This window comes from Paenibacillus solanacearum, from assembly GCF_910593845.1.
Lineage (GTDB): Bacteria > Bacillota > Bacilli > Paenibacillales > NBRC-103111 > Paenibacillus_G > Paenibacillus_G solanacearum.
In genome coordinates this window covers 31,657-46,365 of sequence record NZ_CAJVAS010000010.1, presented here as the reverse complement: position 1 = coordinate 46,365, position 14,709 = coordinate 31,657, and the positions used below count along the sequence as shown (strand labels likewise).

Genomic DNA, 14,709 nt, shown 5'->3' with positions numbered 1-14,709 from the left:
CGAACGGGGGAGGTTCATCGACTTGCAGACGTATGACCGATTGTACGTTCAATTTATATACTATTTTAATATGGCCCGCGATTATTTCGAATGTCATGAAGTGCTGGAGGAGCTGTGGCTGGAAGAAGGCCGCGATCCGCTGTACCAGGGGCTGCTGCAAGTCGCGGTCGGCCTGTACCATCACCAGAACGGCAACGCCAATGGCTCGATCAAGCTGTTCACCGCAGCGCTGGAGAAGCTGGAAGGGCATCCGGCGGAGACGCTCGGAATCGATCTGGCGTCGCTCCGGGAGGAAAGCCGTCTTTATCTGCATAAGCTGCACCGGCTGCACGAGGAGCCGTTCGCTTGTTACGACTTGGACATTCGTATCGTCGACCCGGTGCTCGAAGAAGCCGTCGAGAAGCTTCGGCTGCATCCGCCAGGCGAGCATGAGGCGGACACGAACCGGTGACGACCGAACTGCGGGAAGAGGCAAGTCACAGCATTCAACGAAAAAAGTACTGGATCGGTTGCATCCAGTACTTTTTGGCGTGTCGCGAAAAAAAGGCTTATGACTTGTATTTGGAAATGAAATTTTTGAAAGTATCGGCCGTTTGCTCGCCTTCGATGCGCTCGACTTCCTTGCCTTCCTTGTAATAAATCAAAGTCGGCGTCGCTTGAATTTTGTATTTGTCCCAGCCGTTCTTGAATTCTTCCAGATTAAACTGCTTGATGTCCGCACTGAGCGATTTGGCGACAGGCATCAGTACGGGAGTCGTCGCTTTGCAGTGAACGCAGGTGGAAGCGAAGTAGTACAGGAAGAAACTTTCCTTTGCGGTAATCTTTTTGTCCAGCGCGTCCGGCAAGATGATGTTCTGGTAGTTCGGGTCGTCCAGCTGCTTGATCGTTTCGGGATGAAGCTTGCCCGGCGCGATGCCGTATACATTGTCCGTATATTTGCCCAGCTTTGCCTCGGTTGACTGTTGATTGACAATATACAATGCGCCGAAAAGTACAACAATGATCGATAAATAAATAGCCAGTTTCTTCATCTTGCTCCTACTTTCCATCGAAAATATAAAACCAACCTGTCCGCCTAAAAAACATAGGTTACTAAATAAATGTTCCTAACTTGATCATACAACAAACAGGAAGGAATTTCGACTGTCTTGTGGAATTTAAATTAAACAGATTTGCGAACATAAGCCGCAATCATGGATGTTGACGACTAGGGAGGCGCAGGGGGGTCCATGATCAGAAGACAATCGGCGTATATAGGCTATATTCTCGGCTTTTGCATCGCGTCGCTGCTGTTTTACGGCTTGTATTTGACCAGCGGGGCAAAATCGACGCGGGACGCGATAAAGCCGGAGCGTGCGGCGGACAATGTCGCGGTATTTACGGAAGCGCCAAGCTATCGAGTCGTTGACGCGTTTAAGGCAGAGAACGGCTCCATCACGGCACATGAATTCCCGGAGTTGACGGCATCGAAATCGAAGGTAACGAAGGGCACGTTGTATACACTAAAAGACGGGGCGCATGTCATTGGGCAGTACAGCTTGCCGGATCGCAGCCAAATCGTCTATATTGTCATGCGGACGAATATGCGGGATGACGGAACGTGGAGCCAGGCGGACGCGGTGACGATTGATCCGAAGCGGCAGCTGCTGCAAAGCGACCCGATCGGTTATTCGTTCGGAGCAGCCCCCGAGCAAGCGTTGCGGTTCACGAAGCTGCTCGGCTTTGTCAATAACGATGAATGGTTATACTTGACGCTAAAAAACGAAGGCCGGGACCGGGTGCTTCGCGTGAACCGGTTTTCGGTGGCGAAGCGTACGGTTACGCCGGTGCTCGATTTGTACCGCTTCCAGGACGGAGACAGAGCGTTATCAGCGATAACCTTCGGGGAATCGGCCGTATCGCCCGACGGACGGCGGCTGCTCCTGAAGGACAGCGGCAGAGGGATTGTCAGCTACGATCTGCAGACGGGCGCCGCGAACATTATTGCGCCGCCGGTGCCGGAGCTGGAAGTAAGGGACAAGCTCATCGCGTCTCCTGCGGGCATCGCGCTGTATGCGGCCGGTTTGTTCCGCAGCGATGTGCGATGGATCGATCTGAATACGTCGGAGGCGAAGCAGCCATTTGCCGCGGAGACGGGTCTGGTGGAGGCGGGAATGGACGCCGGCCGCAAGCTGCTGTACTACAACTTCACGTATGACCGCGAGGTGCGGCATTTTAGTCTCAACGATAACCGGGCGATGCTGTATCCGTTCGGCGTGCAGTTCGCGGACCTGAAGGGCGCGCCGCTGCAGCGGTTCAGCCTGCCGAAGGATTCGCCGGAGCGGCTGGAATACGGGGGAGGCTACAGCGAGGACAAGAAGATCGTGCTGCTTCACCGGTTCACGGTGGAGACGAACGGCCAAGGGCTGCCCTACAAAAAAACGACAGGCTGGCTAGCCGGCGATTTGTCGACCGGTACGATGACGCCGCTGCAAAAAATCGACGTGCCCGACGGCTGGGACCGGAAAGACATCTTGTTCGGGAGCGCGTTTACCGATGTCAACAACGAAACGGCAGCGGAGCAGGTGTTCGTGAACATGCCCGATCGCACGTATTATTCGTCCCGCTGGCGGACGAAAGAAGCGGTCCTGCTGCCGGAGGAAGATGCGATCATGTATGCGGATGAAACGAGCAAGCGGATCTTCGTCAGCTCGTTTACACGCCCGGACCTGATCGTTGCAGTGAACAATTATAAGAAGTACAATTGGGATAATCGCGATTTTGTTTGGCTGAGCGGACATTGGCTGTCCCGGTATCATACGCAGCCGGAAGGCGACAAAATATATTTCTTCCAGATTCCTACCGAAACGAGTTGATTTGTCGATGACAGGGCCGGCTGCGCCTGCTGCTTTTTTAGAACGAATGAGATCACTTCTTGGGGCCGAGTATTCGGCCTTCTTGGCGTCTTACGAGGAGGACCGGCTGTACGGGCTACGGGCGAATACGCTCAAAGTGTCTGCTTCCCGTTTGCTCGAGCTGACAGAGCTCAAGCTGGACCCGGTGCCCTGGGCGGAAACGGGCTTTTATTACGGCGAGGCGGCGCGTCCGGGCAAGCACCCCCATTACCATGCCGGCTTGTATTATATTCAGGAGCCGAGCGCCATGGCGCCGGCCGAGCTGCTTGGGGTGGAGCCGGGCGATTATGTGCTCGACCTGTGCGCCGCGCCGGGCGGCAAAACGACCCAGCTTGCGGCCAAGCTGCAGGGCACGGGTCTGATCGTGGCTAACGATGTGCACCCCGACCGGGTGAAGGCCCTTGTCAAAAATATGGAACTGTGCGGCGTGACCAACGCGGTTGTGCTGAACGAGGACCCGGAACGGATGATTCGCACGTTTGCCGGTTATTTTGACAAAATTCTCGTCGACGCCCCGTGTTCCGGGGAAGGGATGTTCCGTAAGGAAGAGGACATGGCGAAAGCTTGGCAGCCGGATTGGGTGAACAAGTACGCGGACATGCAGCGTACGCTGCTGCGTCAAGCCGGGCAAATGCTGCGTCCCGGCGGACGGCTCGTCTATTCGACTTGTACGTTCTCGCCGGAAGAGAACGAAGCGATCATCGCCGAATTTCTGGACGCACATCCGGCGTTTGAGGTCGTGCCCGCTGTGACCGGGCACGGTGGATTCGCCCCGGGGCGGCCGGACTGGCTGCCCGAAGGCCGCTACGCGAGAGCCGGCGAAGTGGCCGGCACGGCGCGCTTGTGGCCCCATCGCCTGCGGGGCGAGGGCCACTTCGTAGCCGTGCTGCGCCACCGCGGCGAAGCCGGCGTGCGGCAGGCGGTCGCGCACGCCGCGGCAGCGTCGGCCCCCGCGCGCGCGCCGCGCAGCGGCAGCGCAGCCCGTGCCGGCCGTGCGGCAGCGGCGGTGGCCGACCCGCGCGAAGCGCTGGCCCGCTTCGCGCGCGAGCATTTGGCCGCGGCGCTGCCCGCGGCCGTGGAGCTGCGCGGCGAGCATGTCTACGCCGCGCCGGCAGGGCTGCCGCCGCTGGACGGCATCCGGGTCATCCGGCCCGGATGGTATCTGGGCGGCGCGGCCAAGCAGCGCTTCGTGCCTTCGCACGCGCTGGCGATGGGGCTGCGCGCGGAGGATGCGCTGCGCCGGATTATGCTGACGGCCCACGACTCGCGGGCCGTGCGCTATCTGAAGGGCGAGACGCTGGAGCTCGCCCCGGAAGAACTCCACGCCGCGCATGAAAGCGTGGAGCGGAAGGGCTACTGCCTCGTGTGCGTCGACGGACATCCCGTCGGCTGGGGCAAATGGCAGGACGGCCTGCTCAAGAACGAATATCCCCCCGGGTGGAGGTGGACCTAATGAAAGCGACGATGCGTCTGGACAAGCTGCTCGCCCACACGGGCTACGGTACGCGGAGCGAGATCAAGCTGCTCGTCAAGCGCGGTGCCGTGTCCGTAAACGACAAGACGGCCAAAGACAGCGGCATGCAGGTGCAGCCGGACCGGGACCGCATTATGGTCGAGGGTGAGCCGGTGGCGTACCGCCAGTTCGTCTACCTGATGCTCAACAAGCCGCAAGGGGTCGTATCGGCTACGGAAGACACGAGAGACCGGACGGTGCTGGATTTGCTCGGAGACGAATACGCGCATTTCGAGATTTTTCCCGTCGGACGGCTGGACAAAGATACGGAAGGATTGCTGCTGCTGACCAACGACGGGAAGCTGGCGCATAATTTGCTCTCTCCCCGGAAGCATGTGCCGAAGACGTATTATGCGGAGGTGGACGGCGCCGTAGGAGCTGACGATGCCGAAGCGTTCGCCCGTGGCGTGACGCTGGACGACGGCTATGTGACGATGCCGGCCCGGCTGAATATATTGCACGGCGGTAACCCGGATCAGGGACAGCGGTCCATAATCGAGCTGACGCTTATGGAAGGAAAGTTTCATCAAGTCAAACGAATGTTTCAAGCCGTCGGTAAGAAAGTCGTATTCTTGAAGCGGCTTTCCATGGGCCCCCTGGTCCTTGATCCGGCGCTGCGTACCGGACAAAGCCGCGAGCTGACGGCAGCGGAGCTGGAGCAGCTCGTCCAGGCGCAGCGATGGCAAGAAGGATAAGCAAGCGCGCTGCCAATGCGTCAGAACGGCGCGCGCCTGCCGCAATGTGCAAAGAGAGGTCGGGACAACGAGTCCTGACCTCTCTTTGCGCATTAGGATGCTGCAAGCAGGCGGGGGATCAATATATTCCTGCGCGAAGGATGATCACCAGCAGGATGTACAGTACCAGAATCGTGCCTGTCGATGTGAAAAAGCCGTGAACATGAGACATGGAAATCATTCCTCTCGATATTGTACCGATCAGGAGGGGTATCGGTTTACTATAGGTTATGGCCGTCTGCCCGGATCCGCTATAGTCATATGTCCCGGCGAATAAATCTTGGGCTCCGGAGGGCACGATATACAGGGGCGGCCGAAAACTGTGCTTCCACTATCGCCTAACTTGGAGGGAACCGAATGGCTAATGTGATGCTTAGACCGGATTTGAAGACGGCTGGCGGCGAAGTCAACGATATATTATTCAATCATCGTTCCGTGGGCACTTTATCGTTGGTATACCGGGAAAATGACCGCATTGCGGGAGCGCTTCAGTTGGAGCAAGAGGTTCTTTCGGAATCGGAAAAGGAAGCGGTTTTCGAAAGCGTGCACGCCTATGTACAGGCTTTGGCCGGCGCGATCCAGGCGAAGAGCTGCGAAGTGATGGCTACATACGGCAGCTACGACCATATTATTGCGACGGAAAGCCTGGATGAAGCGTATCCGCGAATAACCGGTATCGATGAAGATTTCGATTTCGATTCCGATTGGGTCGATACGGATACCCGGATCGAAGATGAGGGCCCTATGGAACGGGGAGACTACTCGATGGCCGACTTTGAACTAGTCGTTGTCGGCGAAGCGGACGATGCGATTGAGTATCATATTTACGACAAAGACGAAGATTGGGTCGCGGAAGTGTTCCTCCAGATCGAAGACCGCGAAGTGAGCGGGACGGTGAATTGGCTGATGGAGCCGACCGAAGAAGAGCTGGATGTCGTGGCCGACCTGCTCGTTCTGGATTTTGACGACGATCAGGTGGACAGCTTCGTGATCGATATGAAGTTCAATCATGAAATCATAGAAACGATCGAACTGACGCATGAAGATTTACTGGACGAAGCGGAGATGGAAGCGGAGGCTGAGACAGTATCGGACAGCGAGCATGTCTGGTACAAGCGCAGCGATCAGCATGATTACTCCGTAATGCTCGTGCGAGACGACGGAGATGTGCTGACCTATGAGATTTATCAGTCAACCTACGGCGGCTTGCCGATCGGAACGGCAACGATCGATATTAGCCAGCGGCAGTTGACCGGGTTTATTGATTTTCGCGTAGCCGGCAGCAGCGATGACCGCGAGCTGATCTCCATGATGCTGATGCAGGAGCTGGATAAGGAAAAAGATTTCGACACGATCAATTTGAGCATGATGCACCAAAACCGGCTCATCGAGGAAGTATTGCTCGAAACGGAACAAGTGCATTAAGTTCGCAATGCGTATAGAACGGTAAAACCGTCCGGGCATGCAGGAGCGGTACCCCGATCGTTAGACAGCTAACCATCGGCGTGCGGTTCAGGCCATGCCCGGATATTTTTTTTATGCTCGTTACGATTTTCTGAGCCCTTTCGGGTAATGATTTTTCACTTGTCCGTCCGATTGCTTGCCCCAGCCCAGCGGATAGTCGTCCGCTGCGATAACGACCCAGCCTTGCTGCGGCAGCGCTGCGGGGAGCGTCTCGCCCTTCAAGTAGCGTACGATTCGGGTATCATTCGCATCCAAACGGATCGTTTGACGGGCTGCGCCTGCGCGGTCGCCGCAAGGCATCGCCAGCGCCAAAGCATGGGCCGGTTCGATGCGTCCTTTGCGGCATTCGGCCAGATGCAGTCCAGGCCGCAGCACCTTCAGCCCGGTCAGCCACGTGCTGCCGAACGGACAGCCGTTCGCTGAAGGGAGCCAATAGAGCTGGTCGCCGAACAGTACCGGTTCCCCCGGGGGCAGGGGCAAGCTCCCTCCGATCAGCGATTCGGAAGCCCAGCGGCGAAACTGCTCTATCGCTTCCTCCCCCGGCCGCCGCCCGCCGCGGTTGCCTTTCGAGCGCCGCGCCGCATCCGTTCGTTCCGGCCTCTTAGCCGGCGCCGCATCTTCGCGGGCATCGCCGCTGAGCCGGAGTACGGCGACAAAATGCCCTTCACCCTGCTGGAGGTGAGGCCAGATGCGCTCTGTCCGTTCCAGCGACAGCTCCGGAAACCGCCGCAGCAGCGCTTCGACCGTCCGCTCGTTCTCGAGCTCGTTAAACGTACAGGTCGAATATGCGATCCGCCCGCCCGGCTTCAGCATGGTGACAGCCGATTCCAGTATATCGAGCTGCCGCGCCGCACACATGTCGACATGCCCCGGCGACCATTCCGCAACGGCTTCCGGGTCCTTGCGGAACATGCCCTCCCCGGAGCATGGTGCATCGACCATCATTTTATCGAAGAAGCGGGGGAAGCGCTCGGCGAGCTGCTGCGGCGTCGCACTGACGACGACGGCATTGCGCACGCCCATGCGTTCGATGTTTTCGGATAGGACTTTGGCGCGCGCGCCGTGAATCTCGTTGGAAATGAGCAGCCCCTCGCCGCCCAGCTTGCCGGCGATATGCGTCGATTTGCCGCCGGGCGCAGCCGCGAGATCCAGTACGACATCGCCCGGCTGCGGGTCCAGCAGCTCAACGGCCGACATGGCCGAAGGCTCCTGAATATAGTAAAGCCCGGCGGCGTGATACGGATGCTTGCCGGGCCGGGTGTCTTCCTCATAGTAGAAGCCCGTCTCGCACCACGGCACCGGCTCCAATGAAAATAAACCGCGCAGCCGGTTCATCGCATCGCCGGTCGCGCTCAGTTTGCCCGGGTTGATGCGCAGCCCTTGCGTTCGGGGCATAGCGTAGCTGCGGAAGAAGGCGTCCGCCTCCGCGCCGAGCTGTTCCTTCATTTGTTGTATATAAGCCTCTGGCAGTGCAATCATAGCGATCATTCAAACTCCTTTATTCAGTCAGCTTGTCCTCATACGATTCCCCAAAAGGTTTCCCGTTTCATTATACAAGTTTCACCATATTGTAGGAAGCGATTCCCGCATGATATAATGGTGTGTGTTTTTTGGTAGAGAGGTGAACAGCGATGGAATACGAAATTCCTAGAAAAATACAAACCTTGGGTCGCGATATACAAGAAAACGAGCTCAAATATCACGATAAAGAAGTGCTCGTATCCAAAGAGTTTACGTTCGACAGCGCCCATCACCTGCATTGCTATGACGGCAAATGCAAGAGCCTGCACGGCCATACGTACAAGCTTCAGGTCATTATGCGCGGCAAAGTGGACAGCCGGGGCATTGCGATCGATTTTGCCGATATCAAACGAATCGCCAAAGAGCGGATCATCGACCGGCTGGATCACCGGTATTTGAACGAGGCGCTCCCTCTGATGAATACGACAGCGGAGAACATGGTCGTCTGGATGTACGAGCAGTTGGATACGGCACTGCGGGAAGAAGGATGGCTGCCGAACGTACGCGTGGAGGAAGTCCGCCTGTGGGAGACGCCGACAAGCTACGCTGCGGTAACGGCGCAAATGATGGGAGATGATCGCGCATGAAGCGGCCGGATGCTGCGGTGTACGACGTGAAGCTTCCGATGGTGGAAATATTCGAAACGGTCGAGGGCGAAGGAACGCGCGCGGGATTTCCGACAGTGTTCGTTCGTCTGTTCGGCTGTAATCTGCGCTGCACGTGGTGCGATACGAAGTACAGCTACCCTCCAGCGGAGGCGGAGCATGTGCTTACGATTGGCCAAATTGTAGAACAGGCAACGAGCTACAGCTCCACGCACCTGTGCTTGACCGGGGGGGAGCCGCTGCTGTACGGCGACAAGTCCGCCTCGCTTATCGAAGCGCTTGTGGCAACGGGCCGGTTTACCGATTTGCATATCGAGACGAACGGCGCCATCGATCTGGGCATGTTCCTGGAGCGGATCGACGCGCCGGAAGTGCGCTATATTATGGATTACAAGCTCCCCGACTCGGGCGAGTCGGATAAGATGATTACGGCCAATCTCGTCAAGCTGCGGTCCCAGGATGAGCTCAAGTTCGTGATAGGCAGCGAGCGCGATTTTCTCGCGGCCAAAGAAGTGCTGTCGGCCTATCCGACGGCGGCGCTGCCTTTGTTCAGCCCGGTATGGGAAACGATGCCGCCGGCCAGACTCGTCTCCTTGATGCTGGAGCACGGGCTGTCCCGCGTGAAGCTGAACATGCAGCTGCACAAAATCATATGGGACCCCGCGAAGCGGGGCGTGTAAACGGAACAATAATTAAAGAAGGTGCAATGAAGATGAGTATAAAAAAAGCGGTCGTCATTCTTAGCGGCGGCCTGGACAGTACGACATGCATGGGAATTGCGCGCGATCAAGGGTATGACATTTACCCGATTACGTTCGATTACGGACAGCGCCAGAAGAGAGAAATTGAAAATGCCCGCCAAGTTGCGGCTTATTATCGAACGGAGGACCGGCACAAGGTCATTTCGCTCGGCTTCCTGAAAGAGTTCGGCGGCAGCGCGTTGACCGACGAATCGATCGACGTGCCGGCAGCGGGCGAGACAGGGACGGTCGATTCCGATATTCCGATCACCTATGTGCCCGGACGGAACTTGCTGTTCTTGTCCATCGCGACATCCTATGCCGAAGTCATCGGCGCGGAAGCGATCTATATCGGCGTCAATGCGCTCGACTACAGCGGTTACCCGGATTGCCGTCCGGAATTTATCCGCAAGGTGGAGGAAGTGATGGCGCTGGCCACGCGCGTCGGCGTGGAGGGCGGCCCGATCCGGATCGAGACGCCGCTGATCGATTGGACCAAGGCGGAAATTATTCGCGAAGGCAACCGTCTGGAGGTTCCCTATCATTTGACGACCTCGTGCTATAACGGGCAGGAGGAAGCATGCGGCGTATGCGACAGCTGCCGTCTGCGGCTGAAAGGGTTCGAGGAGAATGGCTCGAAAGACCCGATTGCTTATCGCGAAGCATAACGAAACGCAGCAAAAAGTCCGGTTCTTCCACAAGCGGCAAGCCGCCGGGAGAGCCGGACTTTTGATCATATGCAAGCATGGTTGCTCTATTAATACCATCAAATCGCTATAGAGAACGACCGGCGGGTATGAGGAATTACCTTCATTCGCCACGGCAGCTTCTTGCCCAAAGGCATGGACCCGAAAGATTCTATGTATGATCGGGGCATGGCTACTTCTCGTAGGTGAACGATGGATCCCCGGATTGATCCTTCCGCTTCTTCTCTTTCCAGAACAACACCGTCAGCATGCGTTCGATCCATTCTTTGTCGCCTTCCGTCAGCTCGATGCCGTCGAAGATCAGGTCGTTTTCCCGCAAAAACCGCCGCAAATTGATGCGCGGCTTGCGATAGGCGCCTTCTTCCCGGGCTTGCGGCGATTTCTCCAAATAGCCAGCAATTTGCATCAGCTCCGTATAAGGCATATTAAGTCCTTCCGATAGCTTCATCAGCACATCCGGGGACGGGATTCCGCGGTTTCCGTTTTCGAGCTGCGAAATATATGCTGCAGAAACACCGGACCGGTCAGCGAGCTCCCGGATTGTAAACCCTTTCATTTTGCGCATATCTTTCAATTGCTCATAGAAATCCATCGCGACACCTTCAATTCTAGTAAATGGAAAGTTAACGTTATTATAATAACAGTAAGCAGAGTTCAGCACAAATATATTTTTGGATAAAATCAAGCGAATGACGGTAGTTTTAATATAAACAAAAGTAAATATAATAGGTTGCTAGTGTGAATATACGTGGTATAATCAAGGGGGAAGATACAAATATTGGAGGGCGGACTGTGAAGATCAGAGCAAGAACGAACGCCATCGTGAGAGCGAGAATCGTGAAAGGGATGACGCAGCGGGAATTGGCCAGACTTTCGGGACTAAGCTTCGCCTATATCAGTTTGCTGGAGCGGGCGGTGAAGCCGGTCGGACCGGCAACAGCCAAAAAAATCAGCGAGCTGCTGGAACAGCCGATCGACGATCTGTTTACGATCGAGTAGGCGGCAGGCGGATTCGGTGTTGAAATATAGCATCCTATCCGGTATTCTGGATAAAGGAAAATTTTACAAAGCGAGAAAGGATGATCGTGTTGCGGAAGGGTCGGATCGTTCCAAGCCATGCATTCTATTTCGCATTTGGAAACTAAGGCGGCAGGCGCTTTAGTTTTTTTTGTATGCGCGTCTCATCCTATTCCAGAGGAGGCAGGTAAATCATGAGTCATTATAAGCGTGTGCTAGTGAAGCTCAGCGGCGGCGCCGTTGCAGGAGAGGAAGCGTTCGGTTTCGCGCCGGACCGGCTGGAACATATAGCCGGAGAGATACTATCGGTCGTGAACATGGGGGTCGAGGTGTCGATCGTGATCGGCGGTGGCAATATTTTTCGCGGACATATGGGTGAGGCGTGGGGAATCGAGCGTGCGGAAGCGGACAATATCGGGACGCTGGCAACCGTTATCAACAGCCTGATGCTGCGCGGCGTGCTGAAGTCCAAGACGGACAAGGAAGTGCGCGTCATGTCCGCCATGCCGATCAACGCCGTAGCGGAGCCTTACATTCGCCTTCGCGCCGTGCATCATCTGGAAAAAGGATATATCGTCATCTTCGCCGGCGGAAACGGGCAGCCGTACGTGACGACCGACTACCCGTCGGTGCAGCGGGCGCTGGAGGTGAACAGCGGCGCGATTCTGGTAGCGAAGCAGGGCGTGGACGGCGTGTACGACGGCGACCCGCGTGTGGTCCATTCGGCCCGGAAATATGTATCGCTCCCGTACGACGAGGTGCTTGCCAAAAACTTGAAGGTGATGGACCAATCCGCATTTATTCTGGCGCGGGACTACTCGCTTCCGATTCATGTGTTCAACTTCGATCAGGCCGGGTCGATGAAGGCGGTATGCGAAGGCAAGCACGTAGGGACGAGCATTTACCGCGACGCCCCCGTTGCTTACGAAGGCTAAAGCCCGACGACCTTGTTCTTGCCGCTCGTCTTCGCTTCGTACATCGCTTCATCTGCTTGCTTGACCAGCTCGTCGGCGGTTACTCCTTTCTTGGATCGGCTGTAGCCCATGCTGACCGTCACGATCGACTCCCGCTCCACCCGGGCGCGAATCCGCTCCGCCAGCTCGGCGGGGTCGGTGTCCGGGTCTGTGACCAGCACGACCAGCTCCTCGCCGCCGTACCTGCCGCATAACCCGGCGTCGGCGGTCTCTTCCTTCATAATTTGCGCTACCTGCTTCAGCATCGCATCGCCCGTCTGGTGTCCCTTCGTATCGTTCAGCTTCTTGAAATTGTCGATGTCGCTGAAGATGACGGATACGGGGACGCGCCCTTCGATATACTGCGTCACCCGGCTGAAAAAATATTTGCGGTTGTACAGCTTCGTGAGCCCGTCCGTAATGGAGGAATTATAAATCGCTTGCATAATTTCGATCACGCGTTCGAATATGAACAAAAATAGCACGATATGGAATAAAAACGGAATCGTCTGCTCGGACAGCTTCAAATAAGGCTGCTTGTCGTCGAATAAATACACGTTCGCCATATGCAGCATATGCGCGGCAAAATAGACTGTCAGCATGATCTGGTATTTGCCGTTCTGACCGATTCGCGGGCCGACGAGCAGAAAGCTGACGAACAGCAGTATAAACAAATACAGCTCCATGAATAGCGGCCGCAGCAGCGAGGTCTGCTCCATATTCTCCTGCAGCCATTCCGGAATGCTCCAGTACGTAAGAGAGATCGCGGCGGTCCCTGCCAGGAACAGGAAGAATATGGCCATATCGCGTTTGCGTGTCGCGTTATACAACTGGTAGATGCCGATGTTGAGCAGTACGAAAGCGAGCAGCTTGAGCAGCAGCGCGGTGAATGTACCGGCATCGCTCTGGGTTTGGGTCACGGCGTGGGCGACCAGCTGTCCGTACTGGACGATCAGGATGACCAGCGCAATGACCATGGATAAATACCCGACTTTGCGCCGGGTAATGAGCAGTCGAAGTGAGACGAGCAGCGTCATTACGATAATCACGATCAGCATGGAATACATAAAAAACGAGCCGGCCGGTCCGAACAGCAGCTCCGTAAACGTGGCATTGTTCATGAAAATGAGAGTTCCTCCCGATCCGTCCGCATCTTCCCTTGAAATATACGCGTGCCGCGATTCGCAGGCCTGTGCGGATGCAATATGCCTATTATACCAAACATACATTCGTTTCGTGAAGTCTTGTCGCCGCGTTTTTTACCTGTTACGATGTAGTGGAGACATCATTTAATTTATTGCTAAACGATTCGAATGCAGCAGCGTTTGATAGGATCGGACCGAAGGAGGATATCATGCGTATACTTCAAGCGTTGTTTTTCCCCCCCGAACAGCCGGGCGGCGTATCTTCCATGGTGCCTTTTATGCTCGACCGGTTCAACAGGAGAGGCTGGGAAACGGAGTTGTTCTCGCTGCCCAAACGGGTGCGCGGCAAAGGAACGGAAGAGGTTCGATTCTCCACGTTCGATTGGGAAGCGTATGCGGGAAACCCGGTAGTCGATAAATATATCCAAACGATCAAAGATTATATTTGGTGGACCCGGATGCGGATCAAAACGACATATGATATCATTCACGCGCATCATCCGATCGCTTGTTTGGTCATGAAGCGGCTGTTTCCGGACACGCCGGTGCTGATGACGGTCCATTCCAGCTACGAGCGCGAGCTGATGCTCAACGGCAAGATCAGAAAGGACGGACCGGAGTATGCGTTCCTGACTTCGATATACCGGGAGCTGGAGGAGCAGGCGGATCAACTGATTACCGTCTCGAATTCGTTCAAACATTATTTGTCCGATTTCGTGCAGGAGCCCGAGCGGATCGGCGTCATTCCGAACGGGTTCGACGAGAAGCGGTTCCGGCCGGTGCATCATGAAAACCAGGTGCCGCAGCTGATCTCCGTCTGCCGGCTTGTGCCGGCCAAAGGACTCGATACGCTGCTGTATGCTTGCGCGGAGCTGAAACGCAAGGGCCATCCCTTCGTACTGCATCTGATCGGCGACGGCCCGATTCGCCCGGAGCTGGAAGCGCTGGCGCAAGAGCTCGGCATTTACGACGACACGATATTTTATGGCTATATGCTGCATCCGGAAGATTTCATGCCGTTCTTCGACGTCTTCGTGCTCCCGTCGCGGGCGGAAGCGTTCGGCTCGGTATTCGCCGAAGCGGCGCTGTGCGGGCTGGCTATCGTCGGTACCGATGTGGGGGGCATTGCGGAGCAAATCGAGCACGGGGTTAACGGATTGCTCGTGCCGGTTGACGATGTCCACGCACTGGCGGCTGCGCTGGAAAAGGTGACGAGCGATTCGATGTACCGTTACCAGCTCTCGCGCGTTGCTCTGGATAAGGCGCTCAATACGTACTCGATGTCACGGGTGGTGAAGCAGCTGCGCAGCGTGTATCGCACGTACAGGAAAGAGTCCTGACAGCTGGTTTCCAAAATTGGAAGACAAGGCGGAATATCTGGTCGTTCCCGCACGGGAGCGCGCGGAGATCCGCCTT

16 protein-coding genes are annotated in these 14,709 nt (G+C 56.3%); 11 read left to right on the top strand and 5 right to left on the bottom strand.

What is annotated here, in order from left to right:
* The first annotated feature begins 22 nt into the window (after positions 1-22).
* Positions 23-451 (top strand): DUF309 domain-containing protein, encoded by a 429-nt coding sequence (locus KXG62_RS13185; RefSeq protein WP_281426780.1) that lies wholly within the window; start codon positions 23-25, stop codon positions 449-451.
* A 97-nt stretch (positions 452-548) separates the two neighbouring features.
* Here the strand turns inward: KXG62_RS13185 and KXG62_RS13180 are convergent, their stop codons facing one another.
* Positions 549-1,031, bottom strand: a complete 483-nt coding sequence (locus tag KXG62_RS13180) for a thioredoxin family protein (RefSeq protein ID WP_218092443.1) — start codon at positions 1,029-1,031, stop codon at positions 549-551.
* Positions 1,032-1,229: 198 nt separating this feature from the next.
* On the opposite strand from KXG62_RS13180, the gene KXG62_RS13175 reads away from it, so the two are divergent.
* From KXG62_RS13175 to KXG62_RS13165, 3 genes are read left to right on the top strand one after another with little or no spacing between them, the layout of a single operon-like run.
* Entirely contained in the window at positions 1,230-2,855 is a 1,626-nt protein-coding gene (locus KXG62_RS13175) for a hypothetical protein (protein ID WP_218092442.1), read from the top strand.
* A gap of 7 nt (positions 2,856-2,862) precedes the next feature.
* Positions 2,863-4,347, top strand: a complete 1,485-nt coding sequence (locus tag KXG62_RS13170; protein ID WP_218092441.1) for an RsmB/NOP family class I SAM-dependent RNA methyltransferase — start codon at positions 2,863-2,865, stop codon at positions 4,345-4,347.
* Positions 4,347-5,102, top strand: a complete 756-nt coding sequence (locus KXG62_RS13165; RefSeq protein ID WP_218092440.1) for a pseudouridine synthase — start codon at positions 4,347-4,349, stop codon at positions 5,100-5,102. The genes KXG62_RS13170 and KXG62_RS13165 overlap by 1 nt, the downstream gene beginning before the upstream one ends.
* 118 nt (positions 5,103-5,220) lie before the next feature.
* Here the strand turns inward: KXG62_RS13165 and KXG62_RS34065 are convergent, their stop codons facing one another.
* Positions 5,221-5,313: a YjcZ family sporulation protein gene (locus tag KXG62_RS34065; protein ID WP_246627430.1), complete on the bottom strand. Its 93-nt coding sequence runs from the start codon at positions 5,311-5,313 to the stop codon at positions 5,221-5,223.
* 185 nt (positions 5,314-5,498) lie between these two features.
* On the opposite strand from KXG62_RS34065, the gene KXG62_RS13160 reads away from it, so the two are divergent.
* Complete coding sequence (locus KXG62_RS13160; protein ID WP_218092439.1) at positions 5,499-6,566, top strand: hypothetical protein; 1,068 nt, start codon at positions 5,499-5,501, stop codon at positions 6,564-6,566.
* A 120-nt stretch (positions 6,567-6,686) separates the two neighbouring features.
* On the opposite strand, the gene KXG62_RS13155 is transcribed toward KXG62_RS13160, so the two are convergent.
* Positions 6,687-8,084, bottom strand: coding sequence for an RsmB/NOP family class I SAM-dependent RNA methyltransferase (locus KXG62_RS13155; protein WP_218092591.1), 1,398 nt, complete (start codon positions 8,082-8,084; stop codon positions 6,687-6,689).
* 152 nt (positions 8,085-8,236) lie between these two features.
* Here KXG62_RS13155 and queD point away from each other — a divergent pair, with 152 nt between their 5' ends.
* The 3 genes from queD to queC are packed head-to-tail and all read left to right on the top strand — an operon-like array spanning position 8,237 to position 10,139.
* Positions 8,237-8,713 carry a 6-carboxytetrahydropterin synthase QueD gene (gene queD, locus KXG62_RS13150; protein ID WP_218092438.1) on the top strand — a complete coding sequence of 159 codons (477 nt, stop codon included), beginning with the start codon at positions 8,237-8,239 and terminating at the stop codon, positions 8,711-8,713.
* Complete coding sequence (locus KXG62_RS13145; RefSeq protein ID WP_218092437.1) at positions 8,710-9,411, top strand: 7-carboxy-7-deazaguanine synthase QueE; 702 nt, start codon at positions 8,710-8,712, stop codon at positions 9,409-9,411. The genes queD and KXG62_RS13145 overlap by 4 nt, the downstream gene beginning before the upstream one ends.
* Before the next feature lie 32 nt (positions 9,412-9,443).
* The gene (queC, locus tag KXG62_RS13140; RefSeq protein ID WP_246627429.1) at positions 9,444-10,139 is read left to right on the top strand and encodes a 7-cyano-7-deazaguanine synthase QueC; all 696 of its coding nucleotides are present in this window, start codon (positions 9,444-9,446) and stop codon (positions 10,137-10,139) included.
* Between the two features lie 211 nt (positions 10,140-10,350).
* Here the strand turns inward: queC and KXG62_RS13135 are convergent, their stop codons facing one another.
* Complete coding sequence (locus KXG62_RS13135; protein ID WP_218092435.1) at positions 10,351-10,770, bottom strand: helix-turn-helix domain-containing protein; 420 nt, start codon at positions 10,768-10,770, stop codon at positions 10,351-10,353.
* 200 nt (positions 10,771-10,970) lie between these two features.
* On the opposite strand from KXG62_RS13135, the gene KXG62_RS13130 reads away from it, so the two are divergent.
* Together KXG62_RS13130 and pyrH are read left to right on the top strand one after the other, a co-directional pair.
* Positions 10,971-11,177, top strand: a complete 207-nt coding sequence (locus tag KXG62_RS13130) for a helix-turn-helix domain-containing protein (RefSeq protein ID WP_218092434.1) — start codon at positions 10,971-10,973, stop codon at positions 11,175-11,177.
* A gap of 212 nt (positions 11,178-11,389) precedes the next feature.
* The gene (gene pyrH / locus KXG62_RS13125; RefSeq protein ID WP_218092433.1) at positions 11,390-12,130 is read left to right on the top strand and encodes a UMP kinase; all 741 of its coding nucleotides are present in this window, start codon (positions 11,390-11,392) and stop codon (positions 12,128-12,130) included.
* On the opposite strand, the gene KXG62_RS13120 is transcribed toward pyrH, so the two are convergent.
* On the bottom strand, positions 12,127-13,269 hold the full coding sequence (locus KXG62_RS13120; RefSeq protein WP_218092432.1) for a GGDEF domain-containing protein: 1,143 nt from the start codon (positions 13,267-13,269) through the stop codon (positions 12,127-12,129). The two genes, pyrH and KXG62_RS13120, sit on opposite strands and share 4 nt — an antisense overlap.
* A 233-nt stretch (positions 13,270-13,502) precedes the next feature.
* Between KXG62_RS13120 and KXG62_RS13115 the strand changes: the two genes are divergently transcribed.
* The gene (locus KXG62_RS13115; RefSeq protein WP_218092431.1) at positions 13,503-14,633 is read left to right on the top strand and encodes a glycosyltransferase family 4 protein; all 1,131 of its coding nucleotides are present in this window, start codon (positions 13,503-13,505) and stop codon (positions 14,631-14,633) included.
* Positions 14,634-14,709: the final 76 nt, after the last annotated feature.

Excerpts from the sequence above, each read along its gene's own strand:
- KXG62_RS13180 (WP_218092443.1), bottom strand. The coding sequence starts at position 1,031 with ATGAAGAAACTGGCTATTTATTTATCGATCATTGTTGTACTTTTCGGC.
- KXG62_RS13175 (WP_218092442.1), top strand. The coding sequence starts at position 1,230 with ATGATCAGAAGACAATCGGCGTATATAGGCTATATTCTCGGCTTTTGC.
- KXG62_RS13170 (WP_218092441.1), top strand. The coding sequence starts at position 2,863 with ATGACAGGGCCGGCTGCGCCTGCTGCTTTTTTAGAACGAATGAGATCA.
- KXG62_RS13165 (WP_218092440.1), top strand. The coding sequence starts at position 4,347 with ATGAAAGCGACGATGCGTCTGGACAAGCTGCTCGCCCACACGGGCTAC.
- KXG62_RS34065 (WP_246627430.1), bottom strand. The coding sequence starts at position 5,313 with ATGTCTCATGTTCACGGCTTTTTCACATCGACAGGCACGATTCTGGTA.
- KXG62_RS13160 (WP_218092439.1), top strand. The coding sequence starts at position 5,499 with ATGGCTAATGTGATGCTTAGACCGGATTTGAAGACGGCTGGCGGCGAA.
- KXG62_RS13155 (WP_218092591.1), bottom strand. The coding sequence starts at position 8,084 with ATGATTGCACTGCCAGAGGCTTATATACAACAAATGAAGGAACAGCTC.
- queD (WP_218092438.1), top strand. The coding sequence starts at position 8,237 with ATGGAATACGAAATTCCTAGAAAAATACAAACCTTGGGTCGCGATATA.
- KXG62_RS13145 (WP_218092437.1), top strand. The coding sequence starts at position 8,710 with ATGAAGCGGCCGGATGCTGCGGTGTACGACGTGAAGCTTCCGATGGTG.
- queC (WP_246627429.1), top strand. The coding sequence starts at position 9,444 with ATGAGTATAAAAAAAGCGGTCGTCATTCTTAGCGGCGGCCTGGACAGT.
- KXG62_RS13135 (WP_218092435.1), bottom strand. The coding sequence starts at position 10,770 with ATGGATTTCTATGAGCAATTGAAAGATATGCGCAAAATGAAAGGGTTT.
- pyrH (WP_218092433.1), top strand. The coding sequence starts at position 11,390 with ATGAGTCATTATAAGCGTGTGCTAGTGAAGCTCAGCGGCGGCGCCGTT.
- KXG62_RS13120 (WP_218092432.1), bottom strand. The coding sequence starts at position 13,269 with ATGAACAATGCCACGTTTACGGAGCTGCTGTTCGGACCGGCCGGCTCG.
- KXG62_RS13115 (WP_218092431.1), top strand. The coding sequence starts at position 13,503 with ATGCGTATACTTCAAGCGTTGTTTTTCCCCCCCGAACAGCCGGGCGGC.